This is a genomic window from Grimontia marina (genome assembly GCF_900060185.1).
GTDB classification, from domain to species: domain Bacteria; phylum Pseudomonadota; class Gammaproteobacteria; order Enterobacterales; family Vibrionaceae; genus Enterovibrio; species Enterovibrio marinus.
Window position 1 is genome coordinate 15,291 of sequence record NZ_FIZY01000025.1, and the last position, 14,452, is coordinate 29,742.

The window sequence follows — 14,452 nt, forward strand, 5'->3', positions numbered from 1 at the left end:
CCTTAGTCCTTCACCAGTGGCTTGAATCGCTTCAATTCGCTCAGGCGGTAGCCAGTGTAGTTACCCAGCATCAGGATCAGTGCCAGAATCACGAGTTGAATACCAACGAAGTTAAAGGTGATATGACGGACAAAATCATTGGTCATTGCCAGGTATACCAGCACAGCTGTCAACAGTGAGCCGCCACCTTGAATAAGCACCTGTTTCGCGCCTTCCTCTTCCCAGAGGATCGACATACGTTCGATGGTCCAGGAGAGAATAATCATTGGGAAGAAGGTAATAGTCAGGCCTTCGACCAATCCAATTTTGAATGCAACAATGGTGAAGATAGAGATGATCATGATTACCGTGATAATCACGGCAGATATTCTCGCAACAAGGAGCAGATTAAGCCTTGATAGATAACTTCTGATAATCAGACCGGTACCAACAATCAACAGGAAGCCAACAAGGCCCGGCACTAATTGTGTCTGAACAAAAGCGACAGCAATCAGTACTGGCATAAACGTACCGGAAGTTTTCAGGCCGACAAGTACACGCAGCAGCACAACAATCAGAGCGCCAATGGGGATCAGCATGATGGTTTTAAACATCGCCTGTTCTTCAATAGGCAGGCTGTGAATAGAGAAATTCAGCAGGCTTTCGGCCTGTATTTTCTCATCAGTTGCCTGCTGCGGACTGATGTCCTGCGCAATGATAGAGAAGCTGACTTGGCTGTTGGTGCCACCCATGACTTCGAGTAAAGGCGTGCCTTTTTGATTCCAGATCAAAAGATTGTCGAAAGAATCTTCTGTTCCGGTATCTAGGTTAAACAATTGCCAATGTTCGTTATCCCAAACTTCCACCATTGGGATGATACTTTGGCGGCGTCGACCATCTTCCAATTGCAATGCGCCAACGACACGGGCATGGATGTTTTCCAGCGAAAGAATAGCCACGATCGCTTGGGCCTTGCTCATTTCTTTGGTGAGAAGGGCTGCATTTTGGCTTTCTTTGTCGTTGAACTGTTTGATGAGCTCACGCGCGAGTGTCACATTGTCTGCGGAGCGCTGTCTGGCTTGTTCGAGAAGAGCATCTGCAGCAGTCTTGATAGGGCCATCAAGCACGGCTGGTGTCACATCACTTAGGGGTGGTTCGATAGGGTAGTTGGCGTTTTCATCAACCAGCATTTGGTTTTTGAAATAGAGAATTTGTTGCCCGCTCGCTTCGCGCTTGCTCCACTCCGCTCTGCGGCCATCTTGGGTATTGATCAATGCAAACCCGTAGCCCGGTGAGCTGGTGTTTTCATTAATGAGGGTAAAGCCTTCCTGGGTATCTGGCGTTGCAAGTGACACTTTAACTGGCTTGCCTTTGGCTTGGAATTCAACGCGGGCTTCCACTTCCCACACTTGGTGTTTTTGTCCCGCTGTCCAGGGTACGCCGTAGACATTATGGCGGTAAATACTCATGCCCATGCCGACGATGATCAGCACACTGATGAGCAAATAAAAAGGAACGCGTGAAGTCATTCTTTCCTCGTTATTGGCACTGTGGGTTGAAGTTCAGTGCGCTATTTCTTTTCGGCAACAAACTTTGGATGGATGTAAGACTTAGAGACGTCAACGACGGCAATGTCTTTAAAGAACTCACGGCCCAGAAGAACCGGGAATTCCATGTGCGAACGGTCCGCCAGCGTAAATTGCGTTTTTTCATGCAGTTCACCCAGCCTGATACGCAGTTCTACAACCGGACGACGCTCAAGACTCTCAGTGGAAGCTTGACGGATCTTTACCCAGCGAGTCACTGGTGCTTCGATATTTGCTAGTGGTTCGGCCTCACCCTCGCCATTTTGGCTATGTGCAAGATTGAAGCTGACCCAGGTTTTACCGTCACGTTCGAACTCCTGAATGTCAGTCGCATTCAGGGAGGATGTTGTTGCGCCGGTGTCTACACGGGCCTTGTAGTTGGAGCCAGCCGCGTCAATCCAAACCCACTCTTGTTCACCAAGCACAGCTTTATCGGATTTTTGCGGCACTGGCACTTCTTTCTCAACGTAGACCACTTGTGGCTCAGCTCTATTCGCAGCTTCACGGGCCTGATTCTGACGCATGATTTTGAGTGTGTCAGAAATATCGGCAACCTGATGTTCAAGGGTTGCGATTTGTTCTTGCTGTGTTTGAACACTTTGGTTTAGCGACGAGTAGTCACTCTGAATGTTGGTCTCTATGTTACTGATTGCATTCAGGGTCTGTTGGTGCTGTTCCTGAGATGTAATGCTGCAGCCAGAGAGGACAGCAGAGAAAAGAATCAGCAATCCGCTGCGAGTTAGCATGTAGAGCTCCGTGCTGGGTGGTTAAGGCGTTGAAAATAGGAGTGTAGTTTATCCCGAAAAAAACGAAGCGAGAAGGGAGATTTGTCATATCTGAGTCAGAATTGTCAATTATCGGAACATTCTGATTCGTGACGATTTTTTTACCTTTAGTGTATAGTAATTAGGTCAATTCAAAACTAGATCTGCGGAGATTCATTGGCCTTTTTGCGGGAATGAGACAGGGCTACCATCAAAATGATGAGACTGAGTTTCTGGATATTATGAATCTATCAGGCAGTCATTGAACTGCCTGTTAAATCCATGAACAAAGCAATCTTAGTCTGGGTTTCGTGCAACCAAAATGGCGCGTTTGGGGGCTGGATAACCTTCAACCGTTCTTGTTGGATCACTTGGGTCAAGATAATCCGGTAGCGAATTGTGCGTCATCCAATCTGTTGTGCGCTGTTCGTCAGTGGTGGTCACGCATTCATCGACAATGCGTACGTCCACAAACCCAACCTTCTCCAGCCATACTTTCAGCGCTTTCGCGGAAGGGAAGAAGTAGACATTGTGCATTTGCGCGTAACGACTGAATGGGACCAGCACCGCGTTTTCATCGCCATCAATCACCAAGGTTTCTAATACAAGCTCACCATTTTTTACCAATTGGTTTTTCAACTGGATCAAGTGATCAAGTGGCGAACGACGGTGATACAGCACGCCCATGCTGAATACGGTATCAAAGGCCCTCAGTTCAGGCAGCTTTTCAATACCCAGTGGAAGCAGGTGGGCACGTTGGTCGTTGCCCATCATTCGCCGAATCGCTTCGAACTGAACGAGGAACAACTCAGAAGGATCGATACCTACAGTTAACTCTGCCCCTTCACCCAGCATGCGCCACATGTGGTAGCCATTCCCGCAGCCAACATCCAAAACATAGCGGCCCTTCAACGGAGAGATATGTGGTAGTACGCGATCCCATTTCCAGTCCGAGCGCCACTCAGTATCTATATTTATGCCATGAACATGGTAAGGACCTTTACGCCAAGGGTGGAAAGCGCGTAGCAGGTTTTCAATCTTCGCGCGCTGGCCAGTCGGAAGTTCGTCTTCTGTACCAATGGTCACGCTGTCTTTCAGGTCAATCGTAGAAGGCGCATCCATCGGGATCTTCTTCAGCACGCGCATCCATTTTGGCAGATCACCATGTGGCTGGTTTTGCCACTCCGTCAATTGCGCTGGCAATACATTCAGCCAGTTCTGCAGACGGTTTTTTGCAATCAATTGGTAGAAGTCAGAAAAATCGAACATAGGTATCGTCTTTTGGTTTTTCGTGTTGCGCCAGCTTACCGAACGCGATGAATTTGTTTAGCCAGGGTCAACAGGCCCTAGTAGTTACTTGATGGCAAACATGGAGCCGAAGTTAAAGCACTGGAACCAGACCGCCACGCTACTGAAACCGATATCACTCAAGCGTTGCTTGTGGGTGTCGATGCTGTCAGGCTTCATCACGTTTTCCAAAGCACTACGTTTTTGGCTGATTTCCAGCTCGCTGTAACCGTTGGCGCGTTTGAAATCGTGGTGTAGGTCAATAAGAAGCTCGTTCGCAGTTTCATCGGCGAAGTTGTATTTCTCAGAGAGAATAAGAATGCCACCAGGCTTGAGGCCTGCGAAGATTTTCTCAAGCAATGCCTGACGATCGTCTGGTGTCAAAAACTGCAGGGTAAAGTTCAGCACAACCACAGAAGCGTTTTGGATATCGACATTACGGATATCGTCTTCAATGATTTGTACATCGGTGTCTGAGCGGTAAGCATTGACGTGCAGTTTGCAGCGTTCAACCATCGCAGGAGAGTTATCAACGCCAATAATGGTGCAGTTTTGCGCTTTAATATGACGGCGCATAGACAGTGTTGCGGCGCCCAGCGAGCAACCCAAGTCATAAATACGGCTACCATCAGTGGCGAAGCGTTCAGCCAGCATGCCAATTGCAGAAATGATGTTGCTGTAGCCCGGTACCGAGCGTTGAATCATATCCGGAAAAACTTCGGCGACGTTTTCGTCGAAGGTAAAGTCACCCAGTTTTTCGATTGGCGCAGCAAAAATATTGTCGCGATTTGCCATCTTAACCTGCCTTAAAAGCGCACACTGCGTAAGTACGGCGTCCTGACTTACCGTGATAAATATCATTGACGGCAGATCAGCTCCGCCACCAAAAGGGCGCGTATTGTAGAGAATTTTAACTTATTTGTCTCTAATTGATGGACATCGTCTGTTTGACGGACACTGGTGTTGTTCTGGTGACGTGAGGCTAAAACAGCGATCTCTCAAATTGGTGATGAATTTTACCTAGTTGTCGCAGACTGAATGGAATACATGCTATAAAGCAGTGGAACTGATTCATGGAGACGGTGATGTTAGAACCACATGTTGCTACCCCCTTTGACAAAGCATCTAAAGCTGATGCGGCGCCATTGAGCCGGAAACAGCTTGCTATCCGCGAGAGAGAAAAGGAACTCATGGCAATTGCCCGCGAGGTAGTCGAGCGTGAAGGGTTTGCACATCTCACCATGGATAAGATTGCTGCAGCATCAGATTACTCCAAAGGCACTGTTTATAACCATTTCAGCAGCAAAGAGGATTTAATTGCTGCTTTGGCTATTGAAGCTGTCCTGAAAGAAATCACCTTCTTTCAGCGTGCCTTCAATTTCGAAGGCACAAGCCGTGATAAAGTGGTTGCTATGCATGCGGGCTACCATATTTTTTCTCAGCTCGAGCCGGTTATGTCGATGTGCGCCATTGTAAGTCGTACCTCCGCAGTAAAAGAAAAAGCTTCTACTGCACGCCTCGCAAAACTTGAGGAGATGGAGGCAAAAATGGTCGCCTTGGGTGAAGCGTTTCTACAAGATGGCATTCAAAAAGGTGAGCTGGTCCTTCCAGATGAACGCGTCGCCCATTCCATCGTTTTTGCTAATTGGGCAATGGCGTTTGGCACCAATGTCCTCTTGAATAATGCCCCTGAAAGCCAATGTGTCTCTCGTTTAGTCCGGACAGATTCAGCGTTAGTGAATGTCAATTTTTTACTCGATGGCATGGGATGGTTGCCACTGTCATCTGACGTCGACTACCGCGCTGTATGGCATCGCGCGGAAACCACGTTGTTTGCTAACGAGATAGCCCTTCTTAACCCTTCCTGAATTTTATGAATCTTTTCTGACGTTTCGTCAAAAAGAGTTTCAATTGTACATCTAATAAACTATATTGACGAAGCGTCATAAAATGACGCTCCGTCATTTTCCGTTTGATATTAGAAGTGACATACGCTTAGGCGTTTTTTTTAAAATAGTATTTGACGGATCGTCAAATACAAGAGTGATCTGTATGGGTCGTACTAAGCCAACTCTGTTGGCTTTTTGAAACAGGTTTATTGACGAATCGTCACAAAAGGAGACTGTGATGAACAAAGATCTGTCTCAGTGGCCGACGGCAAAGCCGTGGCTGTTTCTCATTTTGACTGTTGTTGTTTCCCTGACTGCGGCGTTTGGTATGTCTAATCTCTATTTCCGGGGCGACTACCAAATTTTCTTTGATGAAAGTAACCCCCAACTTCAAGCGTTTAAAGAGCTGGAAGCGACCTTCAATAAAACCGATACCTTATCTATTGTTGTCGCGCCGAACGACGGCAATGTCTTTACTGAGCCAACCTTGACGCTGATAAAGCAGCTGACAGAAGAAGGATGGCAATTTCCATATGCCAGCCGGGTAGATTCGATCACCAACTATCAGCATACCTCGGCAGAAGATGATGACCTGTTGGTTGAGGATTTGGCGGCAGATCACTTGAGGCTGGATGATGCCCGACTGGGCTATATCCGCCAGTTTGCGTTGAATGAGCCTCGCCTTTTAGGCTCGGCTATTTCCAGCGATGGCAGTGTCACGGTCATTACTATCACCTTTCAACTTCCTGAGGGTGATCAGAGTGTTCAGGTCAATGAAATTTCGACATTTGCCAATCAACTTCTTACTGACATCAGTAAGACCTATCCTGACGTAAAGTTTCATCTTGCCGGCGTCATTGCGCTCAATCATGCCTTTGCACAGGCCGCGATGAAAGATGGCAATACCCTGGTCCCCGGCATGTTTCTTGTTATCCTAGTGTTTCTTGGGCTGATGCTGCGGGCATGGCGCTACGTTGGGGCAACTCTGGTCGTGCTAGTGCTGACCATTGTCAGCACTATGGGATTACTCGGCTGGGTAGGGCACTACCTTAACAACGGGACCGTTAATGTGCCGACGCTGATAATGACGCTGGCTGTGGCAGATTGTGTTCACGTTATTTCGTCATTCATGCAAGCGTTACGGGAGGGGAAAGCCAAATCTGAGGCCATTCACTATGCGCTTAAGGTGAACGTTATGGCGTTGTTCATTACATCGGCCACCACTGCAATCGGCTTTTTGATGATGAATGCGTCGAATTCTCCAGTGCTGCGTGATTTGGGTAATCTTTCAGCGGTCGGCGTGATGATTGCTTTCCTCCTGTCGGTCACCTTGTTGCCAGCATTGCTGCAGTTGATACCTGTAAAAGTGAAAATAAGACAGCGCTCTGAAGGCCGATTGATGCCGTGGATTGCTGATTCCGTGATCCGTAACCACAAGGCCATTTTGCCAATCAGTGCATTGATTGTGATCGCCAGCAGTTTACTGATGGTTCAAAACGAGGTGAACGATAACTCTGTTGACTATTTTGGACCGGAAAATACCTTCCGTCAGGCTGCTGATTTCATGGAGTCGACCATCAGTGGTACCACTGCTATCAGCCTTGCCGTCAACACTGGCGAGCCACAAGGCGTTACCGACCCCGCGTTTCTTGCCACAATCAGCCGTTTTACCGAATGGCTTCGCACACAACCGGAAGTAGACCATGTGGCGTCTATCTCCGATACGTTTAAGCGCCTCAACAAAAATATGCATGGTGATGATGAGGCGTATTATCAGTTGCCTGCTGATCCCGAACTCGCTGCACAATATCTATTGCTTTACGAAATGTCGCTTCCTTATGGTCTTGATTTGAACAACGAAGTGAATATCGACAAATCGGCAGTGAAGTTGCAGCTGATCGTCGATAACCTCGGCAGTGTAGAGTTGATTGATCTCGAAGCGCGCATGGACAACTGGTTTGCTGTCAATGCACCGCAATACGAGATGACTTCCTCTGGCCCCAATCTGATGTTTGCGCACATCGGTGAAGCCAACATGGCGAGTATGCTCAAAACCGTTCCCATTGCGCTGGTTTTGATTTCCGCGCTGCTGGTTTTTGCCTTGCGCTCATGGCGTTTGGGTGTCATCAGTCTTATTCCCAACCTTGTGCCGGGCATCATTGGCTTCGGTGCCTGGGCGCTGATTTCCGGTGAAATCAACCTTGGCCTTTCCATCGTTATCACGCTGACCCTCGGTATCGTGGTTGATGACACAGTCCACTTCCTGTCGAAATACCGCTATGCGCGACTGCAAGGGCGCAATGTGGAAGAAGGTATCCGCTATGCCTTTAACACAGTGGGTCGTGCGCTATGGATCACCACGGTGGTGCTGGTAGCAGGGTTTGGCGTGTTAGCGACATCGGTATTTAGAATAAACGCAGACATGGGGCAATTGAGTGCGCTGGTGATTTTCATTGCTCTCGTTGTTGATTTCGTCTTGCTGCCCGCTGTGTTGTTGGTGGCGGATCGTAAGCCTTACGTAGAAAAAGACAAAAAACTCATCACACAAACTGCCTAACCGATTTCAAGGAGAGAAAAATGAACAAGATAAAGCAATTGGGAACAGCATTGGTCATGGCTTTAGGTATTGCAGGTACATCATTGCCGGTTATTGCCGATGAAGCCCGTGGAATGGAGATTGCTAAAGAGCGTAAACAGCGGGATGAAGGGTGGAAAGACAGCGTATCGGCATTGACCATGGTACTGGAAAATGCCAATGGGGATAGCAGTGAACGCAAACTGCGCATCAACGCATTGGAGGTGGATGGCGAGGGAGACAAAGGCCTCACCATTTTCGATGAACCGCGGGATGTTCGTGGAACAGTATTTCTCAATTATTCCCACGTAAGTGGCCCTGACGATCAATGGCTGTATCTGCCTGCACTGAAACGCACCAAGCGAATTGCGTCTCGCAATAAATCAGGGCCATTTATGGGCAGTGAGTTTGCGTACGAAGATTTGAGTTCTTTTGAACTTGAGAAATACCGTTTCAAATATCTTGGCGATGAGCAGATTGAAGGATTAGACAGCTTTGTGCTGGAGCAAATTCCCACAGATCAATACTCTGGTTACACCCGCCAAAAGGTGTGGTTGGATAAAGCACATTACCGTCCACTTAAAGTCGAGTTTTTTGATCGTAAAGATACGCTGCTGAAAACGCTGACCTTCCAAGATTATATGCAATACCAGAGCAAATTCTGGCGAGCTCATGAAATGGTGATGACTAACCATCAGACAGGAAAAATCACCACGCTCACCACTCAGCAATTGGCGTTCAACACGGGTTTGGAAGAGAGCGATTTTTCGCAATCCAGCCTGAAGCGCGCACGTTAGGGGGTGGAATGAAGCAGGCAGTAATCGGGATAGCGCTGTCGCTGGCAACGCCTTCCCTTGCCGCACTCGAGTTCATTGACGGGAGAGGGGAAGTCTCTTTTCAGCAACGCCAGTTTGCAGAAACGGGCGTGTTGGGACAAAGCAAAAGTCAGACTTTGATTACGCTTGAGCCCGAATGGTATTGGGAAACTGAGGAGGGAAACACCAGTTTTGTATTCTCGCCATCCTTTCGTTGGGACTCACTCGATGATGGGCGCACGCATGGTGACATAAGAGAGGCGCTTTTGCGCTATTACGACAGCAACTATGAAATTCGCGCCGGGATCGGGATTGTGTTCTGGGGCGTGACAGAGTCGCAACATCTGGTCGATGTTATTAATCAGACCGATGCGGCCGCCGCCATTGATGGCGAGGTAAAACTCGGTCAACCCATGATAAGTGTTGGTTGGGAGCTCGATGAGAGCGTGTTGGATATTTACCTGCTGCCATATTTTCGCCAGAGAACCTTCGCCAGTAACGGTGGGCGGTTAGCGATCCCCGGTTGGGACAAGGTTGAGCCCGTTTATGAATCTCCTCGCGAAGAGCATTATCCCGATGTCGCTGCGCGCTATGCCGTGACATTTGACCAATGGGATGTGGGAGTCAGTGTGTTTCACGGCACCAACCGAGACCCTTACTTTGTCCAGGATTTGTCGAATAACGTGAAACCTTACTATGCGCTGATGACGCAGTTTAGCTTGGATGTACAGGCGGCTTTCGGAGACTGGATATGGAAAGCCGAGGGAATTCGCCGCTTCAGTGAAGAGAGCAATACAGCGTTGACTGTAGGATTTGAATACACCCTGGTGGGCGTAAATGATGGCATGACGGATGTGGGGCTACTGATGGAATATCTTTATGACAGCCGGGCTGACGATGCACCTGTGGCAGGGCAAAACGATGTGTTTGCCGGATTGCGTTGGGTACTGAATGATATAGACGGTACTGAGATGCTCGTTGGTGGCACACTTGATATCGATAATACAGATTCTATGACTGTGCGCGTAGAAGCCAGCGGTCGCCTTAGCAATGATTGGAGTTGGTCGGCAAACGGCTGGCTATTTAACAGTGACACGGAGAATGATCCCCTTGCCGCCTTAGAGCGGGATGATTTCGTCGAAGTGTCAGTGAATTGGTATTTTTAGTTAGTGGCCAAGTAGTAGTGCTTGTATTTACCACATTGCGAAAGCTTGGTCTTCACCGTTGAGAATGGTCACGACCAGGCCTTTTTTCATTAATGATTGTATCCACATCTATTACATAATTACTTGTAAGTAGAAGCTGAATAACTTGTCTATTGAGTGAAAATCAAAGGCCAAAACCAAGTAAAACCTCCTGCCTTAAGGTTGTTTTCATTGGATTAATGGTTCTATTTTATTTCGTTTTTATTAATGAAAAATTTCCAATGAACCGTTTGGTGTATGAATTTTTGATTAAAAACCTTAGATTAAAAACCTTGGATTAGTAACTGTGGATAATTATCTATACTTTATCGTCTAATACCTTCTTTGGTGAGTTTTTTTGATGTGTTTCCATTAATTCACTCAGTAATAATGAAATATTTCTCATTTGAAGATTAAACATGCGACACATGTTGCTTTAATTGTCGGTTTAATAAAACTTAAATTTTACATCATTACCGCTTTATATATTGTATTTATCGTTTAAATAAAAAAGTGAGAGTGGATTAATAGTATTGTTTAGGTGGTGTTGAGTAATTGTTAAATTATATTTAATGACTTGTCCTGTCGACAGGATTGAATTTATATCTTTATATTTATCCCTTTCGTTCATTAAGGTGATGGTGGGGGGTTTATTTAATATATTTATTCATAAATATTTCCGATCATAAGATTTTGTTGTAAAGGATAGCTAGGCCTTTATCAAGGTTGGCTTATTGTAATTTTTCTGGTAGAGGTGAAAAGAAATGGGAACAAATTTAGTTAAGCAGCTGGATGGCATTAAGTCATTGGGGCTAAGTCCAATTAAGGTTATGTTGGCATCAATCAAAGAACTATATTCATTACCTGAGGCGGATTTAAACGATTGCAAATTATATCTAGTAAAGGATTCATTCTCACACCACTATAACGTCAATGACTATTACAGAGGACTTTGTGATAAACATGACGTCAAGCCTGATGATATTCAAACGTTCAATGACTTGGTTAAAATTCCCCTTATACCAGTGTCTGAGTTTAAAGCGAGTGATAGCCACAAACTATTGTCTGTTGGGTTGAACGAAGTGGAACTAGAAGTCCGCAGCACAGGCACTTCTGGCGTGCCTAGTGTGTCTCGCCGTTGTAGCAATACTATCGATAACGTGTTGTTAGGTATAGGTTCTATGTACAGGGAGTTTTTCGGCATATCAAAGGGAGCCTGTTTATTTTTGTGCCCGCCGCCGGAAGAAATACCAGAGATGGGACTGGTTCGATTGACCAACCTCATGAGTGGCATGCTTGATACGCATGAATTCATGGTGAAAGGCGGGAAGTTTGAGCCAGAACCTGCATTAGAGAAACTAAAAAAATGGGAAGGAAAATTTGATCGTCATATTATGGCTCCTCCATTTTTAGTAATGAGTTTAATCTCCTATTTGAAAGAAAATGGAATCAAGCTATCTCTGGATAAAAACAGCTTACTGATCACCGTGGGAGGCTGGAAAAGATATACAGGACAAATGATCTCTCAGTCAGACTTTAATAAAGCATGTATGACATATTTTGGAATTGAAAGCGGCCAAATTAGAGATACGTACGGTTTGACGGAATCAAATATTTTCTCAATAGACGATGAGTTTTCAGAAAAATATGTTGCTCCAATTGGACACTTTTCAGTAAGAAATATCGAAGATCCGTCAAGTGAAGTGGAAGATGGTGAAGTTGGTCGATTAGCTATCTATGACCCAATGGCCCTTTCCACACCGGGCTTTGTTTTAACTGAGGATTTGGTGAGAATTTTGCCAGGTAAGAGTAAATCTGGCCGAGGTGGGCAGCGATTTGAATATATTGGTCGCTGGACAGGCTCTACAGAGTTTGGTTGTTGCGCCGTTAATATTGACCGTCACCTGAATCAAAAAGATGCTGAAACAGTGGAATAATTAGGGAGAAAAGAATGTACAACAGTCTCATTGTTAGCCATTTCACGAAGCCGAAATTCACCGGAGAGATAGAAGCTGCAGAGGTGACTCTATCGGTAGGTAATTCAGTTTGCGGTGATAAGTTAGAAGTCCAAATTGAAACGAAAGACAACGTTTTTTCAAATGTAGCTTATCAGGCTTGGGGGTGTGCTACCTCTGTAGCAGCTGGTGATATTTTTTGTGATTCGATCTACGGAAAGAAACTGGAAGATATTGCCAAAAGGGACTGTTGTACCATTTCTAGCATGTTGGGTGAGCTGGAACCTTCACAATGTCATTGTGTGGATATTATGACTGAGCTCCACAAGCAGTTATTCGACTTCATTAAAAAGGTAAAAGAGCATGAGTAACTTTTACTTTGACTTTAATGCAACGACCCCGGTTTCTGAAGAAGTCGCAGAAGAAATGTTTTCTGTTAAGAATCAGTTTTCAAATGCTTCAGGCAGTAATGTTCAGTCAAAGATCTCTAAGGCGTTGATCACCGAGTCTAGATCGCATGTTGCCGAACTGCTCAATTGTGGGCCCGAATCTATATATTTTGTTTCAGGAGGCACTGAAGCGAATAATTGGGCTATTAAAGGTACACTGTTTAGACACATTGCCGAGCCTGGACATATTGTTACCACCTCTATTGAGCATCCCTCAGTGTTGGAATCGATAGCATATATGGTAAGAAACTTCGGGTTTGAAGCCACCTATGTATCGCCAAATGAGTCAGGTTATGTGGACGTTGAAGCCATCAAAAATGCTATTCGACCCAATACGCAACTCATCTCTATGATGTATGCAAACAATGAAACAGGTGTGCTTCAACCAGTAAAAGAAGTCCAGGATCTGGCTGAGCAGCGGGCAATAAAATTTCACGTTGATGCTGTACAGGCGGTCGGAAAAACAAAGGTTGACCTATCCGCACTGAACGCTGATTTCGTATCTTTCTCGGCTCACAAATTCAACGGTCCAAAGGGAATTGGTGGAATTTTTATCAAAAATGCACAAGACCTAGATCCACTGGTACACGGGGGCGGGCAGGAGTTTGGTCTCCGCTCAGGTACCGAGAACATAATGGCAATTGTTGGGCTGGGCAAGGCAGCACGTCTAAAAAATGAAAATATGGATTTAATAGAGGTGCGGAGCAAAAAGGTCAAAAAGATACTCATTGAAAGACTAATGAACTGGGGTCAGGCATTGTCCTTAAATGGTGCAACTACAGATGATAAGTCCCTATCAAATACATTAAATTTTTCGATAAAAGGTATTCGCGGCGAAGCTCTGGCTTTGCTGCTGGAAGTCAATTACGGAATTACTGTCTCTCTTGGTTCAGCTTGTAGCAACAACAAAGAGAAAAATTTGTCGCATGTCTTATTGTCCATGGGACTGGATGAACCGAGGATCCGTGCTGCTATCCGAGTAAGCTGGGGAGAGGGGGTCAACGAGTCTGATGCGGAGTATTTTATTGAGGCAGTAAAAGACTCCACTGAATTTCTCCTAAAAACTTGTTGCGGTATACACGACAAGAATATTGTTGCGACAGCTAACGTATAACACATTGTGTAGAGGATTTGTTGAATGTTAAGTTCTAATTGGTTTGTTTCGACAAAAACTGTAGAGAATCCGTGTCTCCGTTTATTTTGCTTTCCTTATGCAGGGGGGAATGCGTCAACGTTTCTCAGCTGGAGTAATATGATTCCTGCCAACGTTGAGCTGATTGCGATCCAACCACCGGGTCGTGCTGGTCGACTATTTGAGCCAGCTTTTTCTAGCATGGAGGGGTTAGTATCCAGCCTTGTTGATGAAATAAAAGAATATTTAGATGTCCCTTATATGATGTTTGGCCACAGTTTAGGGAGTCGTGTCGCGTTAGAGGTTGCCCATCAAATTAAAGCCAAAGGGTTTAATCAACCGAGTCATTTCTTTGCGTCTGGCAGTCGGTCTCCTAATTTGCCTGTGAGTGATATCCCTTTAAGTAAGCTCGGCGACGAGGAACTGATAGGCAAACTGAAAGAGATGAAAGATGAGCCGGATCCGTTGCTTGAGAATAAGGAACTCATGGCTTTGTTTTTACCTACTCTCAGAGCTGATTTAGCTATTGCGGATACTTACTCTGCTGGTGCTGATGTGCAGCTGCATTGTGAATTATCGGTTTTAAATGGACAGCTAGACACTGCGATACAGGAAATTGATATCGAAGGTTGGCGTGACTTTTTTTCCGGAAGCATGGATGCGAAACGATTTTCTGGTGGGCATCTGTTTGTCGATAATGCCTGTGATGAACTCTTTGGATATATTAATTCCGTTATTCAGACAACGTTAGATAGTCCATATGTAAAGTAAGCTTCGATTGATTATTATCCGATTAGCTTAGTAATCGTTCTATACCCATTTATTCAAAATCAAAAC

At 45.7% G+C, this 14,452-nt stretch carries 12 protein-coding genes; 8 read left to right on the forward strand and 4 right to left on the reverse strand.

The genetic code is table 11. From position 1 onward, the window contains the following. Positions 1 to 2: 2 nt before the first annotated feature. The 4 genes from GMA8713_RS13735 to cmoA all read right to left on the reverse strand — a co-directional run bounded on the left by GMA8713_RS13735 (position 3) and on the right by cmoA (position 4,411). A complete protein-coding gene (locus GMA8713_RS13735; protein ID WP_062710804.1) occupies positions 3 to 1,508 on the reverse strand; it encodes an inactive transglutaminase family protein in 1,506 nt (501 codons plus the stop codon). A 41-nt stretch (positions 1,509 to 1,549) separates the two neighbouring features. Next, on the reverse strand, positions 1,550 to 2,311 hold the full coding sequence (locus GMA8713_RS13740; protein WP_062710807.1) for an ATP-dependent zinc protease family protein: 762 nt from the start codon (positions 2,309 to 2,311) through the stop codon (positions 1,550 to 1,552). Between the two features lie 315 nt (positions 2,312 to 2,626). Further along, positions 2,627 to 3,598, reverse strand: coding sequence for a tRNA 5-methoxyuridine(34)/uridine 5-oxyacetic acid(34) synthase CmoB (cmoB, locus tag GMA8713_RS13745; protein WP_062710810.1), 972 nt, complete (start codon positions 3,596 to 3,598; stop codon positions 2,627 to 2,629). Between the two features lie 84 nt (positions 3,599 to 3,682). After that, positions 3,683 to 4,411 carry a carboxy-S-adenosyl-L-methionine synthase CmoA gene (gene cmoA, locus GMA8713_RS13750; RefSeq protein ID WP_062710813.1) on the reverse strand — a complete coding sequence of 243 codons (729 nt, stop codon included), beginning with the start codon at positions 4,409 to 4,411 and terminating at the stop codon, positions 3,683 to 3,685. Positions 4,412 to 4,689: 278 nt separating this feature from the next. Here cmoA and GMA8713_RS13755 point away from each other — a divergent pair, with 278 nt between their 5' ends. From GMA8713_RS13755 to GMA8713_RS13790, 8 genes are all read left to right on the forward strand, one after another. Further along, on the forward strand, positions 4,690 to 5,484 hold the full coding sequence (locus tag GMA8713_RS13755; RefSeq protein ID WP_232314442.1) for a TetR/AcrR family transcriptional regulator: 795 nt from the start codon (positions 4,690 to 4,692) through the stop codon (positions 5,482 to 5,484). A gap of 259 nt (positions 5,485 to 5,743) precedes the next feature. Next, positions 5,744 to 8,062 carry an efflux RND transporter permease subunit gene (locus tag GMA8713_RS13760; protein WP_062710819.1) on the forward strand — a complete coding sequence of 773 codons (2,319 nt, stop codon included), beginning with the start codon at positions 5,744 to 5,746 and terminating at the stop codon, positions 8,060 to 8,062. Between the two features lie 20 nt (positions 8,063 to 8,082). After that, entirely contained in the window at positions 8,083 to 8,877 is a 795-nt protein-coding gene (locus tag GMA8713_RS13765; protein ID WP_062710825.1) for an outer membrane lipoprotein-sorting protein, read from the forward strand. Positions 8,878 to 8,885: 8 nt separating this feature from the next. Then, positions 8,886 to 10,061: a hypothetical protein gene (locus GMA8713_RS13770; protein ID WP_062710828.1), complete on the forward strand. Its 1,176-nt coding sequence runs from the start codon at positions 8,886 to 8,888 to the stop codon at positions 10,059 to 10,061. A gap of 782 nt (positions 10,062 to 10,843) precedes the next feature. After that, positions 10,844 to 12,016, forward strand: coding sequence for a LuxE/PaaK family acyltransferase (locus GMA8713_RS13775; protein ID WP_062710831.1), 1,173 nt, complete (start codon positions 10,844 to 10,846; stop codon positions 12,014 to 12,016). A gap of 14 nt (positions 12,017 to 12,030) precedes the next feature. Next, positions 12,031 to 12,405, forward strand: coding sequence for an iron-sulfur cluster assembly scaffold protein (locus GMA8713_RS13780; protein ID WP_062710835.1), 375 nt, complete (start codon positions 12,031 to 12,033; stop codon positions 12,403 to 12,405). After that, positions 12,398 to 13,597, forward strand: coding sequence for a cysteine desulfurase family protein (locus GMA8713_RS13785; protein WP_084387738.1), 1,200 nt, complete (start codon positions 12,398 to 12,400; stop codon positions 13,595 to 13,597). Before GMA8713_RS13780 ends, GMA8713_RS13785 begins: the two co-directional genes overlap by 8 nt. Positions 13,598 to 13,621: 24 nt before the next feature. Next, a complete protein-coding gene (locus GMA8713_RS13790) occupies positions 13,622 to 14,386 on the forward strand; it encodes a thioesterase II family protein (protein ID WP_084387739.1) in 765 nt (254 codons plus the stop codon). The last annotated feature ends 66 nt before the right edge of the window (positions 14,387 to 14,452 follow it).

Bases quoted from the DNA above. Each gene is read 5' to 3' on its own strand.
- GMA8713_RS13735 (WP_062710804.1), bottom strand. From the start codon at position 1,508: ATGACTTCACGCGTTCCTTTTTATTTGCTCATCAGTGTGCTGATCATC.
- GMA8713_RS13740 (WP_062710807.1), bottom strand. From the start codon at position 2,311: ATGCTAACTCGCAGCGGATTGCTGATTCTTTTCTCTGCTGTCCTCTCT.
- cmoB (WP_062710810.1), bottom strand. From the start codon at position 3,598: ATGTTCGATTTTTCTGACTTCTACCAATTGATTGCAAAAAACCGTCTG.
- cmoA (WP_062710813.1), bottom strand. From the start codon at position 4,411: ATGGCAAATCGCGACAATATTTTTGCTGCGCCAATCGAAAAACTGGGT.
- GMA8713_RS13755 (WP_232314442.1), top strand. From the start codon at position 4,690: ATGGAGACGGTGATGTTAGAACCACATGTTGCTACCCCCTTTGACAAA.
- GMA8713_RS13760 (WP_062710819.1), top strand. From the start codon at position 5,744: ATGAACAAAGATCTGTCTCAGTGGCCGACGGCAAAGCCGTGGCTGTTT.
- GMA8713_RS13765 (WP_062710825.1), top strand. From the start codon at position 8,083: ATGAACAAGATAAAGCAATTGGGAACAGCATTGGTCATGGCTTTAGGT.
- GMA8713_RS13770 (WP_062710828.1), top strand. From the start codon at position 8,886: ATGAAGCAGGCAGTAATCGGGATAGCGCTGTCGCTGGCAACGCCTTCC.
- GMA8713_RS13775 (WP_062710831.1), top strand. From the start codon at position 10,844: ATGGGAACAAATTTAGTTAAGCAGCTGGATGGCATTAAGTCATTGGGG.
- GMA8713_RS13780 (WP_062710835.1), top strand. From the start codon at position 12,031: ATGTACAACAGTCTCATTGTTAGCCATTTCACGAAGCCGAAATTCACC.
- GMA8713_RS13785 (WP_084387738.1), top strand. From the start codon at position 12,398: ATGAGTAACTTTTACTTTGACTTTAATGCAACGACCCCGGTTTCTGAA.
- GMA8713_RS13790 (WP_084387739.1), top strand. From the start codon at position 13,622: ATGTTAAGTTCTAATTGGTTTGTTTCGACAAAAACTGTAGAGAATCCG.